At 57.7% G+C, this 16604-nt stretch carries 17 protein-coding genes; 14 read left to right on the forward strand and 3 right to left on the reverse strand.

Annotated features, from left to right (window positions below; translation table 11 throughout):
* Positions 1-135 precede the first annotated feature (135 nt).
* Positions 136-1623: a DNA recombination protein RmuC gene (locus tag AC5S26_RS03890; RefSeq protein ID WP_494183536.1), complete on the reverse strand. Its 1488-nt coding sequence runs from the start codon at positions 1621-1623 to the stop codon at positions 136-138.
* Positions 1624-1825: 202 nt separating this feature from the next.
* Here AC5S26_RS03890 and AC5S26_RS03895 point away from each other — a divergent pair, with 202 nt between their 5' ends.
* From AC5S26_RS03895 to AC5S26_RS03905, 3 genes are read left to right on the forward strand one after another with little or no spacing between them, the layout of a single operon-like run.
* Entirely contained in the window at positions 1826-2200 is a 375-nt protein-coding gene (locus tag AC5S26_RS03895) for a hypothetical protein (protein ID WP_494183537.1), read from the forward strand.
* A gap of 39 nt (positions 2201-2239) precedes the next feature.
* On the forward strand, positions 2240-2608 hold the full coding sequence (locus AC5S26_RS03900) for a hypothetical protein (protein ID WP_494183538.1): 369 nt from the start codon (positions 2240-2242) through the stop codon (positions 2606-2608).
* 10 nt (positions 2609-2618) lie between these two features.
* Positions 2619-3308 (forward strand): TetR/AcrR family transcriptional regulator, encoded by a 690-nt coding sequence (locus tag AC5S26_RS03905; RefSeq protein WP_494183539.1) that lies wholly within the window; start codon positions 2619-2621, stop codon positions 3306-3308.
* On the opposite strand, the gene AC5S26_RS03910 is transcribed toward AC5S26_RS03905, so the two are convergent.
* Positions 3297-4889 carry an alpha-L-fucosidase gene (locus AC5S26_RS03910; protein WP_494183540.1) on the reverse strand — a complete coding sequence of 531 codons (1593 nt, stop codon included), beginning with the start codon at positions 4887-4889 and terminating at the stop codon, positions 3297-3299. The two genes, AC5S26_RS03905 and AC5S26_RS03910, sit on opposite strands and share 12 nt — an antisense overlap.
* Positions 4890-5028: 139 nt before the next feature.
* Here AC5S26_RS03910 and AC5S26_RS03915 point away from each other — a divergent pair, with 139 nt between their 5' ends.
* Positions 5029-6093, forward strand: a complete 1065-nt coding sequence (locus tag AC5S26_RS03915) for a VWA domain-containing protein (protein WP_494183541.1) — start codon at positions 5029-5031, stop codon at positions 6091-6093.
* Positions 6094-6095: 2 nt separating this feature from the next.
* On the opposite strand, the gene folP is transcribed toward AC5S26_RS03915, so the two are convergent.
* Complete coding sequence (gene folP / locus AC5S26_RS03920) at positions 6096-7019, reverse strand: dihydropteroate synthase (RefSeq protein WP_494183542.1); 924 nt, start codon at positions 7017-7019, stop codon at positions 6096-6098.
* 59 nt (positions 7020-7078) lie between these two features.
* Between folP and dacB the strand changes: the two genes are divergently transcribed.
* From dacB to AC5S26_RS03970, 10 genes are all read left to right on the forward strand, one after another.
* Positions 7079-8773 carry a D-alanyl-D-alanine carboxypeptidase/D-alanyl-D-alanine endopeptidase gene (gene dacB / locus AC5S26_RS03925; protein WP_494183543.1) on the forward strand — a complete coding sequence of 565 codons (1695 nt, stop codon included), beginning with the start codon at positions 7079-7081 and terminating at the stop codon, positions 8771-8773.
* Between the two features lie 125 nt (positions 8774-8898).
* Positions 8899-9636 (forward strand): sulfite exporter TauE/SafE family protein, encoded by a 738-nt coding sequence (locus tag AC5S26_RS03930; RefSeq protein ID WP_494183544.1) that lies wholly within the window; start codon positions 8899-8901, stop codon positions 9634-9636.
* Between the two features lie 18 nt (positions 9637-9654).
* Positions 9655-9999, forward strand: coding sequence for a c-type cytochrome (locus AC5S26_RS03935; RefSeq protein WP_494183545.1), 345 nt, complete (start codon positions 9655-9657; stop codon positions 9997-9999).
* Complete coding sequence (locus AC5S26_RS03940) at positions 9996-10397, forward strand: hypothetical protein (protein WP_494183546.1); 402 nt, start codon at positions 9996-9998, stop codon at positions 10395-10397. Before AC5S26_RS03935 ends, AC5S26_RS03940 begins: the two co-directional genes overlap by 4 nt.
* Positions 10398-10447: 50 nt before the next feature.
* Positions 10448-11296, forward strand: coding sequence for a formyltetrahydrofolate deformylase (gene purU / locus AC5S26_RS03945; protein ID WP_494183547.1), 849 nt, complete (start codon positions 10448-10450; stop codon positions 11294-11296).
* Positions 11297-11325: 29 nt separating this feature from the next.
* On the forward strand, positions 11326-12225 hold the full coding sequence (locus tag AC5S26_RS03950; RefSeq protein WP_494183548.1) for a TIM barrel protein: 900 nt from the start codon (positions 11326-11328) through the stop codon (positions 12223-12225).
* Between the two features lie 19 nt (positions 12226-12244).
* Positions 12245-13186, forward strand: coding sequence for a lipoyl synthase (gene lipA, locus AC5S26_RS03955; protein WP_494183549.1), 942 nt, complete (start codon positions 12245-12247; stop codon positions 13184-13186).
* A 512-nt stretch (positions 13187-13698) separates the two neighbouring features.
* Complete coding sequence (locus AC5S26_RS03960) at positions 13699-14046, forward strand: hypothetical protein (RefSeq protein ID WP_494183550.1); 348 nt, start codon at positions 13699-13701, stop codon at positions 14044-14046.
* Positions 14047-14613: 567 nt separating this feature from the next.
* Positions 14614-15462: an amidohydrolase family protein gene (locus tag AC5S26_RS03965; protein ID WP_494183551.1), complete on the forward strand. Its 849-nt coding sequence runs from the start codon at positions 14614-14616 to the stop codon at positions 15460-15462.
* A complete protein-coding gene (locus tag AC5S26_RS03970; RefSeq protein ID WP_494183552.1) occupies positions 15459-16604 on the forward strand; it encodes a mandelate racemase/muconate lactonizing enzyme family protein in 1146 nt (381 codons plus the stop codon). The genes AC5S26_RS03965 and AC5S26_RS03970 overlap by 4 nt, the downstream gene beginning before the upstream one ends.

The raw sequence follows: 16604 nt of genomic DNA on the forward strand, positions 1-16604 counted from the left end.
TGTATATCTCTTAGGGTCAAAACCGTTGCGATGCGCTGACGTTCATCCCGGCGCAGGCCAATCTCAAGCATACTGAGGGCCTAGGAGAGTGTAAAGCAAACCGGGCTGCAGGAAAATCAGAGTGCGAAAGGATTGTCAATCCTCCTCGCCGGAGGCTGCAAGGAAGGTGGTGATCCCGGCAGCCTGGTCGAAGTCGATCAGCTGCGCGCCGGGGAGCGATTTGTCCGTCTCGGCGACCTCGCGAAGTGTCTTGTTGATGGCACGGGTTCGCACACCAAGTTTCTGAATGGTGTTTTGTACCGTTCCTACCTGAGATTCCATCTTGGTCATCAGGATCTCGAAGTTGCCGAACTCCTTCTTTGTGCCTTCCAGAACCCGCCAGACCTCGTCCCCCTTTTCCTGGATGGCAAGCATGTGGAAGCCCATCTGGAAGCTGGTGAGGATTGCCGACAGAGTGCTGGGGCCAGCGATGGTGACCCGACACTTCGACTGAACCTCCGCCTGCAATGCGTCCCGGCGCATCACTTCTGCGTAAAGGCCCTCAGTGGGTAAAAACATGATGGCGTGGGGAGTGGTTCGCGGCGGATTGATGTACTTGGAGCAGATGCGATCGCCCTCGGTGCGGATTGCCGCTTCGAAGGCCTTACCCGCGGCTGCAATCTGCTCGGGGATGTTGCTCTCATACGCGGCTTCGAGGCGCTCCCAGTCCTCACGGGGAAACTTGGCGTCGATCGGCAGCAGCGTTTCGCCGGATTGGCCGGGGAACCGGACTGCAAATTCCACGGCTTCGAGCGACCCATCCTTCACCCTGGCGTTGCGGACGAACTGGCTTGGCGCGAGCATCTGCTCGAGCAGCATGCCGAGCTGGACCTCGGCAAAGCCTCCGCGCGATTTTACGTTGGTGAAGATGCGGCTCAGGTCGTTGACGCCGTCCGAGAGCTTGGTCATCTCGCCCAGACCGCTATGTACCTTGTTGAGCTGGTCGGTCACCTGACCGAAACTCTCGGTCAGGCGGGTCTGCAGGGTGTCGTTGAGCTTTTCATCGACGGTCTGACGCATCTTCTCCAGCTCTTTGGAGTTGTCCTCGTTGAGCTTGTTCAGGCGCTGCTCGACGGCTTCGCGAAGCTGATTCTGGAGCGCCGTGTTGCTCTGCATCAGGTCGTTCAGTTTCTTGTTCAGCGTCTCGCGCAGCTCCATGTGCTGTTGACTGGTTTCGGCCGTAAAGGCGTTTACGCGCTGCGAGAGTGCCTGCATCTGGTCCAGCACGGCCTTGCGCAGCAGATCGTCGGAGCTCTTGTTATCGGCGCGGAACTCGCCCAGCCCAGTCTGCAACAGCTTGCTTAGCTCGGCGATATTACGCGTTACCTCGCCGCGCAAGGCGCCGAAGTCGGTGGCACTGGCCTCGCGGGTGCGTTGCGCCTCGGAGGCGATGTCGTTCCGCATCTGCGACAGCGAGGCGCGAATGTGTTCGTCCAGCGCCTGGCTGCGGGCGTCGATCCGGGTCAGCTGATCGGGAAGCTGGCTCATACGCGGATCTTCGGGGGCAGGCGCCTGCCTGCGCAGAAGCAGAACCAGCACAACAAGAAAGGTCACGATCTGGCAGGCGAGGAGGATATTCAACATTTCGTCTTTCCTTCGCCACAGAATAGCACTCCGGACAAAATCGTCTCAGGGTATCTGTGGAAACCACCCAGTAGTTTGCGGCGCCAAAGGCAAATATTTATGAACATGTTCAAAATAGTTTGCAACCCCACCCGATTCTGAAGTATCTCTATACGTGTAAACGATTTTGAATGTGTTCAAAAAAGAAAGAGAGGTACGGCAAATGAATGTTGCGGCATGCTACTTCATCTATCTCGCGATCAGCATCGCTCTTACGGTTTGGGTCGCCCGGACGCTCCATAAGAATGGACGGGTCTTTCTCGTCGACGCCTTTCACGGAAATACAGACCTGGCCGACTCTGTGAATCACCTGCTCGTTGTGGGCTTCTACCTCATCAATGTCGGATATATCGCGCTGGCTTTGACCACCCGGGCTCCGCTGTTCACCCTTAGGGAGGCGATCGAGCTGGAGAGCAAAAAGATCGGTGTCGTCCTGCTCATCCTGGGCGGTATGCACTTCTTCAACATTCTTGTCTTCGCGAAGATGCGGCACCGTTTGGTCCAGACGGCAATTCCTCACCCTCCGCAGACAGCTTGAACAGGAATGCCCGCAAGAAGGGCAGAAAGGAAGGGCATCATGAAAGGCAATCCAGCGATCTACTACTGGGTGTATCCGCTGCTTCTGATGGCAATGACTCTCCTGCTGACACGCATGTTGTACCGTTTAGGCGCAGCTGCTGGAACGCAGCGACTCAGCGAAGACGCCGATCCCATAAATCGCCGCCTGATTATTGGGATGGTGACGGTCGCGGCCGGTTATCTCGCTCTCACGCTTTTGACCAATAACTATGTCGCGACGACGAGACAGATGATTGACGAGGTGTTGATCAGGCTGGGGTTCGGTGTCATGCTCCTCGGCACTATCTTTACCTTCGACCTGCTCGTTCTAGCCGTGTGGAGACGAGGTGGCCGGCCCCGGCTGGCCCGCTCCTCAGAGTTAGTATGAACCCATAAGCATGAAGACAAAGAAGTCTGAAGAGACACGAACCCGTATCCTTGATTCCGCGCTCGAGATCTTCCGTGAGCGCGGTTTCGAGCGTGCGACGATGCGCGAGATCGCCACAGCTTCCGGGGTTGCGATTGGCGCGGCTTACTACTACTTCGAGTCCAAAGAGGCCATTGTTATGGCCTTCTATGAGCGTTCGCAGTCTGAGATGTTGCCGCTGATCGAAGCCCAGATGGGGAAGAGCAAGAACCTTGATTCTCTGCTGCAGGCGATTATCTCTACCAAGTTCGAGGTCTTCGCTCCCAACCGCAAGCTGCTTGGGGCGCTCTCGGCGCATGCAGATCCGGAACATCCTCTCTCCCCCTTCAGCAAGGAGACGGCAGCCATCCGTCAGCAGGATCTCAGTTTTTTTGAGAAAGCCGTGGCCACCTCGGGCGTCAAGCTGCCGTCCAATCTCACTCATTACCTGCCGCGCCTGCTGTGGATGTACCAGATGGGACTGATTCTCTTCTGGGTCTACGACCGCAGCGCAGGGCAGAAGCGCACCAGGGTGCTCTACGAGAAGACGCTGAAGATGGTGATGGTCGGTATCAAATTAGGGGCCAATCCTTTGCTGCGCCCGCTGCACAAACTCGCCGCTGAGCTTCTGGAGGTGATCTACGGCGACGAAGCGGCTCTGGTGAGATTCTCAAAGTCCTAACGACATCGTTCCCTCGATCCGCAGGGTATAAGGCTGGTCTGACGATGCTGTTCGATCGGGCAGCGTGCACACCAGCCCGTCCGATGTCTGCTTGAACTTCACAGGTTTCACCTGCCTGCCTACCAGCGAGACGCGCTCCACCTTCGCTTTTGAGTTGGAGAGCGATTTGATCGTCGCCTCGGCGGAAGGATATCGGTAGCCGATCGCGTAGAGCTTTCCTTCCTTCGTTGTGAAACGGAAATCAGCTTCGGTATAGAGTTTTTGTTCTGCCGCCTTGACACTGGGCCAGTCGAGGATAGCGGTGGAGCGGCCTTTCCAGTCGCCATTCGGGACGGTCGGAATGCCGGGACCTTCGCCTGGGGTGATCCATGCCCGGCTTCCGTAGATGGCCTCGCCGTTTTCCTGCAACCAGTCGCCGAGCATATGCAGCGATGCCTGCTGGTCGTCGGGGATGGAACCATCGCCCTTAGGGGAGATATTGAGCAGCAGGTTGCCGCCGCAGCTGGCCACGGCCATCATCTGGTGGATCAGCGAGTGGCCGCTTGCGACCTTCAGTCCTTCGATATAGCCCCATGAGTTGCCGATGGGGGTGTCGCATTGCCAGGCTCCCGCGAAGGGTAGCTTCGGCGCATGGTGCGAGCCTTCGAAGTCCTGCACGGTGGCGTAGAGGTAGGCATCGTCCTTGGTGGCGAGCGTTGTCTGGTAGCCGCGTTCACGGGCACGGTTGTACAGGTAGGCAGCGGCTCGCAGCTTCACCTCGTCGTAAGCCCGCGGGTTGACGCCGTTGTCGAAGTAGAGAATCTGCGGGGAGAACTTGTCGACGAGCTCCTGTACGCGCGCCAGCCAGTCGAGTTGAAATGGCTTCGAATTCTTTCCGCTGTTGAACTCCTGGTCGATTGGAGGACCGTAGAAGCCGGCATATTTCGGATCGAATTGATCGTTGGCGAGTCCTTTGGCTGGATAGGCAAAGTAGGCGTGCTCCATCCTGTGGCAAGAGAGCCCGAAGATGAAGTTCTGTTTGTGCGCTGCTGAGGCAAGCTCGCCTGTCAGGTCACGCTTCGGACCCATGCGGCCGGCGCACCAAGGCGTCAGCTCAGAGCGGTACATGGGAAAGCCGTCGTGGTGTTCGGCCACCGGCACAACATAACGAGCGCCCGCACGCTGGAAGATGGTGATCCACTCCTCGGCGTGATACTTTTCGGGCTTGAAGAGCGGGATAAAGTCCTTGTACCCGAATTTATCCTGTGGGCCGTAGTGCTCGGCATGCCACTTGATGCCATCGGCATCCTTGTACATATGCCGCTCGTACCATTCGCTGCTATGAGCGGGAATGGAATAGAGGCCCCAGTGAATGAAGATCCCGAACTTTGCCTGATTGAACCAGGTCGGAACCGTGTAGGTGTCGCGCAGGGACTCCCACGTGGGCTGTACCGGACCGTTGAGATCGGGCTTTGGAGTGGCATAAGCGTCCGGTGCTCCTTGTGGGGCACCAGTCTGCATGGCAGTCAAAGGGCTGGGCAAGAGGGAGGCGCTCGCGAGGAGGGCGGAGTCAGCGAGCAGGCGCCTGCGTGAGATGGACATGGAAGCCAATCTAGTCCATCGCCGTAAGGACTTCCAGTACCGGAAGATAAGAGTCCTGTGAAGCTTTCGTTTCGTCTAACTCTTAGTGGTCGAACATCAGTCCGTAGAAGACGCCCCGTGCGTCTGGCAAGAGGTGATTATGTTCGTGGCAAACTGGCTCGGCGTCGTTACTCTGTCCTCGTCCCTGATGGTTCTCTCTTCCGCGGCAATTCAGGCACAACAGCCAATCCAGGCACAACAGGTCGATTCCAAGGCGGAGCCTTCAAAGGCAATCACGCTCGATGTCGTGGTCACGCCGAGATCGGGAGCGCCCGTCCGTGGACTTCAGGAGAAGGACTTCGAGGTCTTCGACAATAAGGCAACGCAGAAGATGACCTCCTTTACGGCGCTCGGAGGCGATCAGGGACCAGTCGAAATTCTGCTGGTTATCGATGCCGTAAATGCCACCTATAGCACCGTAGCGACGGAGCGGGATCAGATCGAGAAGTTCCTGCGATCTCATGGGGAGCATTTGCCTTATCCCACAACGCTGGCATTTTTGACGGATACCGATACGCAAATCCAGCAGAGCTCTTCCACAGACGGCAATGCGCTCAGTGCTGCTCTGGACCAATATACGGTCCGACTGCGGACCATTCGGCGTTCGACGGGATTCTACGGTGCCGACGAGCGGATGAATCTCTCGCTGAATGCCTTACATCAATTGGCGGCGCGAGAGGGCAGTAAGCCGGGCCGCAAGTTGATTCTGTGGGTCTCGCCGGGCTGGCCCCTTCTCAGCGGGCCGAATGTCCAGCTGACCGACAAGCAACAGCAGCGGATCTATACGGGCGTTGTGCAGTTGTCTACGGATCTTCGCCAGAATCGCGTTACGCTCTACGCGCTCGATCCGCTGGGCGCGGATGAGCCTGTCTTCCGCAACTTGTACTACGAGAGCTTCATAAAAGGCCTGTCGAAGCCCCGGGATGCGGTGTTGGGAAATCTGGGTTTGCAGGTGTTCGCCGCGCATACAGGCGGGCTGGTGATGAACTCTAACGACCTGACCGGGCTGCTGGCTCACTGCCTGGTGGACACAACCGCGTACTACGAGATCACGTACGATCCACCTCCGGCCGAGCATCGCGATGAATACCATTCTGTCGATGTCCATGTGGCCACGCCGGGTCTCACGGCCCGGACGCTGCAGGGGTATTATTCACAGCCTTGAGATTACTGGCGATCGCGAAGAAGACGGTCGGTGATGGCGGCAGCTTCCACGGCAGCCTGCACATCGTGGACTCGAAGGATATGAGCTCCGGCGAAGATAGCCGCCACGTTCGCGGCAGTGGTTGCATTAATGCGAGCGTTCGCAGGCGGGGTAGTTCCTCGATAAATCGCGGTGAGAGAAGGTGTCTGCGAAAGAGTACGGGCTAGGAAGCTCTTGCGTGAGACTCCAGCCATGATCGGCAACCGCAGGCGATGGAAGGCTCCAAGGCCTGCGAGGATGGGGTAGTTTTCTTCCAGCCGCTTTCCGAAGCCAAATCCGGGGTCGATGACAATGCGATCGCGAAGGATGCCAGACGCTTCCGCCGCACCGACGCGGGCATGAAGCTCCGTGAGGATGAGAGGCACAACCTCGTTGTCGGCGAGAGGAGGCAGGGAACGCCACTCAGAAGGGGTGCCTCGTGCGTGCATCAGGACGGCGCCGCAGGCGAAACGGGCGCAGGTGTATGACATGGCCGCATCCCAGAGATGTCCGCTCACGTCGTTGACGACTTCGGCACCGGCGTCGATGGCGTAGCCTGCGGTCGAGGCATGGAAGGTATCGATGGAGATGATTGTCGAAGGTCGCTCCTGAAGAATGGCAGAGAGGACCGGGAGAACGCGGGACTGCTCTTCGTCCGGCGACAGCCTGGTCGAGCCCGGCCTTGTGGATTCGCCTCCCAGATCGATAAGGTCAGCTCCCTGGTCCAGCATGGTTATCGCATGGTCAAGTGCTCGCTGGGGAGCTTGCTCCGGGGTGAAGAAGTGGCCTCCGTCTGAAAAAGAATCCGGCGTGACGTTCAGGATGCCCATGATGAAGGTGCGCCGCCCAAGCGCAAGAGCGCGGGTGCGTAACTTCCAGTCATAGAGCGGTCGTGGTGCGAAGGCCATGGAGCGATTCTAGAGGGATGACGCCCGAGACAGGAAAGAGGCTGGGAACAGCATGAGGAATGCTAGACTTCGCCCATATGAAGACAGCATGGGGTGTGGCGGTTCTGGCGGCTCTCGCGCTCGTGTCTCCGAGCAGCGGCCTGGCGCAAAAGCACAAGACGAAGGCAGAGGTTCCATCTAAGGTGGGACGAGAGAAGGAAGACTCGAAGCTGGCGCGTGAGATCGAGGCTGTGCTGGCCGAGCCCGCAGTCGCACGGGCACATTGGGGGATCAAGGTGACGGCGATGGATGGATCTCCCATCTACTCGCTGAACGAAGGCCAGCTCTTTCAGCCGGCAAGTAATACGAAGATGTTCACCACGGCGACGGCTCTGGCGCTCTTGGGTGCGCAGACGACGTTCCAGACGAAGGTGGTCGCGAGAGGAACGTTCAGCTCGCCAGGAAAGCTTGCGGGCGATGTGGTGTTAGTCGGGGCAGGCGACGCAAATCTCTCGGGGCGCGAGATTCCCTATGTTCCTCCGGCTCTTCGTCCGCAGGTCGCACCGGGCCAGCAGCCACCGCCGGGGCCACCCGCGCTTCGCAACCTTGAGGAGCTGGCGGATCAGATTGCGAAGACAGGTCTGAAGGTCGTGAATGGAGATGTCGTTGGAGACGACACGCTCTATCCATGGGAGCCTTACCCACAGGACTGGTCGATCGATGATTCGGTCTGGGGATACGGCGCACCCGTCTCCGCGCTGACGATCAACGACAACCAGCTCAAATTGACCGTTATGCCCGGGGATGAGCCCGGGAAGCCGGCCGCAGTGATGATCGACCCTATCGCTCCTTACTACACCGTGGATGCGACTTCCTTGACCACCGGCCCGGCGAAGAGTGGAACTCATGTACAGATAGAACGTGCCATGGGATCGAAGGTGCTTCGCATCTACGGCTCGATTGCGGTGGAGGCGCATCCGGACGAAGAGCAGATCGCCATTCATGATCCGGCTGAGTATGCAGCGTCGGCGTTCAAGACAATGCTGGAGGCGCGCGGAATCCTGGTGACTGGGGAGGCGCGCGGAAAACATCGCATCTCGAATGATGCAAGGGGATTCCTCCAGGCCTCGCACGAGCCGCTTCTGGCAATCGACTGGACCAGGACGTATTCTCCGATGACTGCACCGCCTGGATGTGTGAACAACTGCGGGGGCATTACCGAGACGGCTCTGGCTCAGCACACATCGCCTCCTCTGATCGAGGACATGGTGGTTACGAATAAAGTGAGTCAGAACCTCCACGCAGAGATGTTTCTGCACAACGTGGGGGCTGCTGTGCTGAATGATGGCTCGACCGTAAGTGGAGTGCGAACGGTGCGGGGATTTTTGACGGGCCGAGCGGGACTTGACCCTGACGATTTTGTCTTCTTCGATGGCTCCGGGCTGAGCGGGCATGACCTTGTGGCTCCACGGGCAACTGCACGGCTGCTGCAGTTCGCGAGCACGCAACCCTGGTTTGCGGATTGGAAGCGAACCCTGCCGGTGGGCGGCGAGGACGGCTCGCTGGTGGAGCGGTTCGGCAAAGCGCCGCTGAAGGATCATGTCTTCGCCAAAACAGGAACCCTGAGCGAGGCGCGAGCGTTGAGCGGGTATGTTGACTGCGCCAGCGGAAAGACGGTGATCTTTTCGATTATGGTGAGCCCGCATACGCCGGGATCGAGCGCCGATCGTATCGCCATGGATAAAATTGTCGGCTTGATCGAGGCAGGGGACTGAAGGGGCGAATATTGATGTAAGTAATTGAAACAGAATCAATTATTATGCCCTTGCAGGGCTTAAAATAGATAGATGGTAATCAGGTTTTGGACCCTGTGGGCGATCCGCCGCCGGGGCTGCGAGGCATGAGCGGAACGACAGTCGAGATCCTCGGGATTATCTTTTTCGCGACCTTCATCCGTTCGGCATTTGGGTTTGGGGAAGCCCTGGTGGCAGTCCCCCTGCTCGCCCTCTATCTTCCTATCAAAGTGGCGGCCCCCTTGGCGGTCCTGGTCTCCATCACGATTGCGGCGGTTGTCGTCGTTCAGGACTGGCGCAAGATTCACCTTCGCAGTACCGGATGGCTCTTCGGTTCCACCCTGCTCGGCATTCCGATTGGATTGCTGCTTTTGACCAGCACGCATGAGCGGGGCGTAAAGGTGGCGCTGGCGATCGTCATCCTGGCCTTCTCGCTGTATTCGCTGATCGGCCGCAGACCGCCGGAGCTGAAGACCGACAATCCCGGCTGGCTGGTCGGCTGCGGAATCTGTGCCGGTGTATTGGGCGGAGCGTACGGAATGAATGGGCCGCCGCTGGTCATCTATGGAGCCATGCGGCGGTGGTCGGCGCAGCACTTTCGGGCGACGCTGCAGGGATACTTTCTGCCCGCGAGCCTCGTCGGAATGGCCGGCTACTGGGCCTCCGGCCTGTGGACCCGCATGGTCACGCACTACTTTCTGTTGTGCCTTCCTATTCTGTGGCCTGCCATCTGGCTGGGCAGGGTAGTGAACCATCGCCTGCATGGCGACAGCTTTCTTCGCTATGTCTATCTTGGGCTCATGGGAATCGCGACGCTGCTGCTGGTGCAGTCCGTCCGAGGCTAGAGTGAGAGAATAGAAGCAATGAAGCGAATCTGTTTTCTGTTGATGCTGGCGGGTACGCTGGCCGGCTGCAAGTCCATTCCTCCGCCCACTCCTCTGGCGCAGTTGAATCCGCAACAGGTGCGGGGGCATGGGGTGTACCAGGCACACTGCCTGGTCTGCCATAGCGACCGTACCAACGGTCCGCTGACCGGGCCAGCCATGCGCGGCATCTTCAAGAAGCAGTATCTGCCCAGCGGCGCCGCGGCGACCGATGAGCGAGTCTCGGCGACGATTCTTCGTGGAAGGAATATGATGCCCGCGCAGGCCAATGTCATCGATCAGCAGGATCTTGACGACCTGTTAGCGTACCTGCATACGTTATGAGCGACGAAAACCAGATCGACGAACAAAGGGCCAGGGAGATCAGGCGGCTGGAGGCACGCGCCGGTGGCATGTTGCCCGGTATCGCAGGTATCTCGATGTTCATGATTTTTATGACCGTCCTGAACGCCTTTGCCGCGCTACGCGGAGCCTTTGGAACCAACGCTGCGAAGTACAGCGTACTCGGCATCTGCACGTTGCTCGCGGTGGGCATCTTCGGCCTGCTGCGGCTGAAGAAGTGGGGATGGGCGATTGTGACGGCGGGGACGCTTCTGCTCAGCTCGGGCGATTTCTTCTTCTTCGAGAAGACGAAGGCAGGATTCTTTCTCATTCGCGCTTTGCTGGTGTTGGTCTTTTTTCTTTATCTCGTGCGGAGCTCCGTGCGCGACAGATTGAGATAGCTTTTTCGTTCTCGGCGTGTACAACTACATTGACGATTGAGAACGAAACGATGATCGAAACCGCAGTTTTATTGATTACCTGTCCAGATCAAAGGGGTCTGGTCGCTACTGTCTCGGGCGAACTCTACCGCTTCGGCGCAAATATCATCCATGCCGACCAGCACCAGGACCACGAAGAAGGCCTCTTCTTCATGCGCGTGGAGTGGCTCCTGGACGATTTCGATCTCCCCGGTTTTCGCACTTCCTTCCAACCGATTGCCGAACGCTTCCACATGGCGTGGCAACTCAGGCTGACCACGGAGCGTCCACGCATTGCCATCTTCGTCTCCCAGCATCTGCATTGCTTGGCGGATCTTTTGCATCGTCACCAGCTTGGCGAGTTTGCCTGCGACATCCCGTTGATCATCAGCAATCACACCGAAGGCGAGTCGCTGGCGCGCTTTTACGGAATTGACTTCCATGTCATCGAGTCCACCGCGGCGAATCGCGTAGAGGCGGAAGCGAGGCAGATGCGCCTGCTGGAGCAAGCCGGTGTCGAACTGATCGTGCTGGCTCGCTATATGCAGATTCTGACCCCAGGCTTCGTCGAGCGATATCCATTCGGCATCATCAATGTGCATCACTCCTTTCTTCCCGCGTTCGTGGGAGCGCGGCCCTATCACGCCGCCTTTCGTCGCGGGGTGAAGCTGATCGGAGCGACCAGCCACTACGTCACCGCCGAACTCGACGACGGCCCGATCATCGAGCAGGATGTAGCGCGCATCTCTCATCGCGATCAGGTGCCGGACCTCATCGCCCGCGGCCGCGATCTCGAGCGCTTGGTGCTTTCGCGGGCCGTGCGCTGGCATCTGGACCGAAGAATTCTCTCTTATCTCAACAAGACTGTGATCTTCGATTAGGCTGGGTACGCCCGGAGGAAAGCTGAATCATGAATCGCAGAGTATTCGGAAGACTGGTTTCGTCCACGCTCTTTATACCGCTTGCATCAGCTGAGGGGCTGGCGCAGCCTTCTAACAGTCAGGCTCAGGTCTCCAACAATTTAACGCAACGCTTCTCGGTGATGATCTGGGTCCTGCGGAAACGGGCCAGCTTCGAGCAGAACCTTGAGACCGTGGCGAAAGCGGGTTACCGGCACATCGAGTTGATCGGCGAGTTCTGGCAATGGACGGATGCGGATCGCGAACGCTACATGGCAAAGATGGCAGCTCTCGGAATCACGGTCGATGCGACAACGGGAATGAAGCTGGGCTTTGCCGATCCCGCGAGCGGGGACGCTTACATCGCGGAGCTTAAAAAACTGATCGTCGCCGCGAAACAGGTGAAATGCACGCGGCTGATTCTGATGTCGGGCAAGATACTGCCTGCAGTGGGAGACGAGGGGCAGCGAACAGCTTCGATTGCCACCTTGAAGCGCGTAGCCGAAGTGCTGGAAGCCGAAGGAATGGAGGCGTTGCTGGAACCGATCGATCACCTCGAAAACCCCACCTACTGGATGGACGGAGTGGAGGAGGCGGCAACGATTACCCGTACCGTAGGAAGTTCGCGGATCCGAGTGCTCTACGACTTCTATCATGAGCAGCGCACGCGTGGGAATGTGATCGAGAAGCTCGAAAAGGTGTTTGACCAGGTGGCGCTGGTACATGTGGCCGATGTGCCCAAGCGAAGCGATCCCGGCACGGGCGAGATGGCCTACGCGAACATCTACAGGAAGCTGAAGGCCTTGGACTACAAGGGCATGATCGCGATGGAGTTCTATCCCGAAGGGGATCCGGTGGAGGCGCTCAGGAAGGCGCGGCTCGAGGCGGAGAAAGAACTGACAACCAGCTAGTTGATACACTAAAGAAGCGATGACGCCTGTCTCCGAGCTGGTCCAGATTGAACTGACGCCGAAGAAGCCCGCGCCCAAGCCGGCATGGCTGAAGGCGAAGGCTCCCATGGGGGAGACCTTTCACAATCTGAAGAAGATGGCGCGCGATCTGAATCTTCACACCGTCTGCGAGAGCGCCCACTGCCCCAACATCGGCGAGTGCTGGAACCAGAAGGCCGCGACGTTCATGATGCTGGGCAACCTGTGCACGCGCCGCTGCGGCTTCTGCGCGGTCCCGAAGGGGAAGCCGGAGCCCATCGACCTCGACGAGCCGCGCCGGGTCGCGTATGCGGTTGCGCAGCTTGGCTTGAATCACGCTGTGATCACTAGTGTGAACCGCGACGACGATAACGTGGGCGCAGCGCAGGCGTTCGTCAAAGTGGTCGAAGAGATTCGGATACAGGCCCCAGGCTGCCGCGTCGAGATTCTTACTCCCGATTTTCAGGGTAATGAAGCCTCTCTGCGGCTGGTTGTAGCGGCGCGTCCGGAGATTTTGAACCATAACATCGAGACCGTGCCCCGGCTGTATCGTGTAGCGAAGTCGGGCGGACGCTATGAACGCTCGCTCCGATTCCTCGAACACGCGAAAGAGATTGCAGCCGAAAGCGGTGAGGAGATTGTCACCAAGACCGGCATTATCGTCGGCATGGGCGAGGAGATGCACGAGCTTCTTGCGGTCTTCCGCGACCTCGCCGACCGCCGCGTCGACATCCTCACCATCGGGCAGTATCTGCGGCCCTCGCGGGACCACCTCCCGATGACGCGTTACTACACGCCGGACGAGTTTGCCTTCCTCAAGCACGAAGCCCTGGGCATGGGCTTCCGGCACGTGGAGTCGGGTCCGCTGGTGCGCTCGAGCTATCACGCTCAGGAGCAGGCGGAATCCACCGGCCTTGCTGACAAATCCAGCGCTAATTCGTAGTTGCTTAAAATCGCGTCTACACCGGCAGAAGCGGTACTCGAAAAACACGATTTGCCGGTTCAAGAAGATCGGCCACTACGTGAGCATCCAGGCGATGGCCAGCATCCAAGGCACCCTCCTCATCGTATTTGACAGCCATACGCGCCCATTTTTAAAGGCCGCCGAACTGAATATCATTGATCGTCGGAATACTATAACGATAGAGCAGGGGGTGTCGAAACTCAGATCGGAGTGGAATTATGAGCACATCAAACAACGTCTTTCGAACATCCTTAGTCGATGGGTTGGAAGCGTTCGCATCTCCGAAGAAGCCCATCTCCAAGCCCTAGGTCCCCTCTCGACCTCGGAAGAATGGCACAAGAGAGCCCAGGCAGGTATGAACGACCTGACGCGACCCGTTCCGAAGGCTTGATTAGACAAGACCTCGCGTAAAGTAAGTATCGCCTGGGAGGCCATCAAGGACCTCGGCAGCTCCATCAAGGGGGTGGCCGCCGTTGTGGTCGATCAGTTGGTTGAGCTTTGGAAGAACCTCGGGCTCACCACAGGAACTGCTCAACATGTTGTATGAGGCCGGTAAGACCAAGAGCCGAGAGGCGGGTGAGATGTTCGCCGACAAGCTGCTCGAATGGGGCCGCCTTCCTTTAGGCGTACTAGGTGAAAAGATCGGCAGGCTTATGGGCCGACTTGCGTCTGAAGCCGTCGTCACCTATCTCACGGCCGGGGTCGAAGCTGGGATCGCAGCCACTAAGATCATGGCACGTGAAGCCGTCGAGTGGGTCGTACAGCTAGATCGCCGCTTCTTCAAGATCGTCACCAAAGTTCTTCCTATTGGGATGGTTTCGGCCGTACGATGTTCGTGAATTGGTCGTTTGACCCCCAAAGCTTTTAATTCTGATCTCTTCGAGGCCATGGGAATGGACCGCTCCGCAGATTTGGAATCAGCCATTGAATAAACTCGCACAGTCAGGATCAATTCGATGAGAACTTTGCAGGCGCCGGCGCCGCGTGGCTGACTTAAGGGCATCAGCTCTACATTAGAGGTGTCAGCGCTCGATGAGCGCGTTGGCGATACGTCGCAGCGTTTAAAGTAGCGAGCCCCTTATTCGTTAGCGGCATAGCCAAACCTGATCTCGACATTCAGTCAACCGTTCTCCTGCGCTGACCATACTTTCTCTTCTTACCCTATTAGGGTTGCTGCCGCATTGCGGCGGGTAAGAGGATTTGATGTCCTTCGGTCTAAAAAAATCAATTGTCACCATTGCTTCCGTTCGATGTTGTCACACAATCAGGCACTAACTTAGAGGGCGTTCGCATCTCTACGTCCGATTAGCCGGATGCAGTTGTATGTGTACTTGGAAACGAATAATTCTAGACACTTCGTGCTGCTAAAGTGAGGGGGAGATTGGAACGAAAGAGAGGGCGAATCCTTGTTAGTTGATTGTCATTCTCACGTTTGGGCTTATCCCGGACATCTGTCAGATGAGTTTGTGAACGAGGCCAATGCGCGGTCCCGTGGACATGCGCTTGACCTGGACATCCCTCCGGAAAAACACCGGCAGGCGATGGCCGGTGTTGATAAGGTCATAGTTTTTGGCCTGCGTGCCTTTCACTCCGGCCTGTGGGTTCCCAATGACTACGTCGCTGCCTATGCGGCGAGCTATGCGGATAAGGTGATTGGATTCGGAGCGATCGACCCGATGGTCGATCCCGTAGAAGAAACGCTAGAAGAGATCGTTCGGCTGAAGCTTCGCGGGGTCAAGCTCGGTCCGATCTATCAGAACATTAGCCCTACCGATCCACGCATGCTTCGAGTGTATGAGTTCTGCCAGGCGAATCGCTTGCCGATCATGATTCATCAGGGAACCACGTTTGTGAGGACCGGACCCCTGAAGTATGCATTGCCTATTCTTCTGGACGATATCGCGATTCAATTCCCGCAACTCAAGATGATCGTTGCGCATCTTGGGCATCCGTGGATTGGAGAGACGCTGGTCCTCATCAGAAAACATCCGAATCTTTACTCGGATATTTCAGCGCTGCATTACCGGCCGTGGCAGTTCTACAACGCTCTTATTATGGCGAAAGAATATGGTGTCCTCGATAAGATTCTGTTTGGGTCCGATTATCCGTTTACGACTCCAGAGGCGCAGATAGAGGGGTTGCGGAATATCAACCACGTTACGGAGGGTACGAATCTCCCGCGGCTTACCAGCGAGGAGATCGAGCGGCTCATCTATAGCCCGACGCTGACCTGCCTTGGGCTGGAGGGGGTGTGAAGATCACAAGCGTTGAGGTGATCATTCTTGAGTCGCCCGGCTCGTACGAGGCTACGGAGGGGGCGGAGGAGGCTTATGGCATCAAGTACCTTGGTCTTGTCAAGATTGAGACGGACAGCGGTATTACGGGTTATGCCGATCTTGAGACGCAGCCGCACGTAGCGAAAGCAATCGTCGATGCTCCTTCGGAGGGGGCAGTGCCGGGATTTCAGGGACTGCGGTCCGTGCTGTTGGGTGAGGACCCGCTGGAGGTGGAACGGCTGTGGCACAAGATGTATATGGCCTCGGTCTACTATGGGCGGCGCGGAGCGGCGATGCAGGTGATCTCCGGCATCGATATTGCCTTGTGGGACATCGTCGGTAAGCGGGTTGGCCAGCCGATCTATAAGTTACTCGGAGCAGGGTATCGTGATCGTGTTCGTGCCTATGCGAGCACGCTCTTTCGTTCCACGCCGGAGGGAATAGCAGAGGCCGGCCGCCAATACGTGGAGCGCGGATTTACTGCTATCAAGTTCGGATGGGGTGTTTTCGGGCAGGATGCGGAGCGAGATATTGAACTGGTAGCGGCAGCGCGAGGGGCGCTGGGGAATCGCGCGGACCTTCTGATCGATACGGGATGGTATGTGCATCGCACGGCGAAGCAGGCGATTCGTATGGTTCGTTCACTCGAACCGTACAGGCCTTTTCTGATTGAAGAGCCTTTGTCTCCTGAAGATTATGACGGTTATGCCGAACTTTCGGGCGCGGTGGACACGATGATTGCGTGCGGAGAGCAGGAGGCGACGGAATGGGGCTTTCGCACGTTGATCGAGCGAGGACGGGTTGATGTCATCCAGCCTGATCTTTCACGATGCGGCGGCTTCACGGCAGGTCGCAAGATCGTTCACCTTGCCGACCTTCATAACAAGCTATGTATTCCGCACGCCTGGATCTCTGATTTGTTGACGGCGGCTTCATTGCATTTGAACGCCTTTATGCGAAACGCGACGCTTCAGGAGTTCAACACGACGAGTGGACCTTTGAGCCGGGAGCTGTGCCTGACCCCGATCCAACCGGAGGATGGCTATCTTCGCGTGCCTCAAGGTCCTGGCCTTGGCGTAGAGGTCGATGAATCGGTGATTAACAAGTATCGCGTGGCGTGA

The sequence above is a fragment of the Edaphobacter sp. FHG110511_03 genome (genome assembly GCF_059115365.1).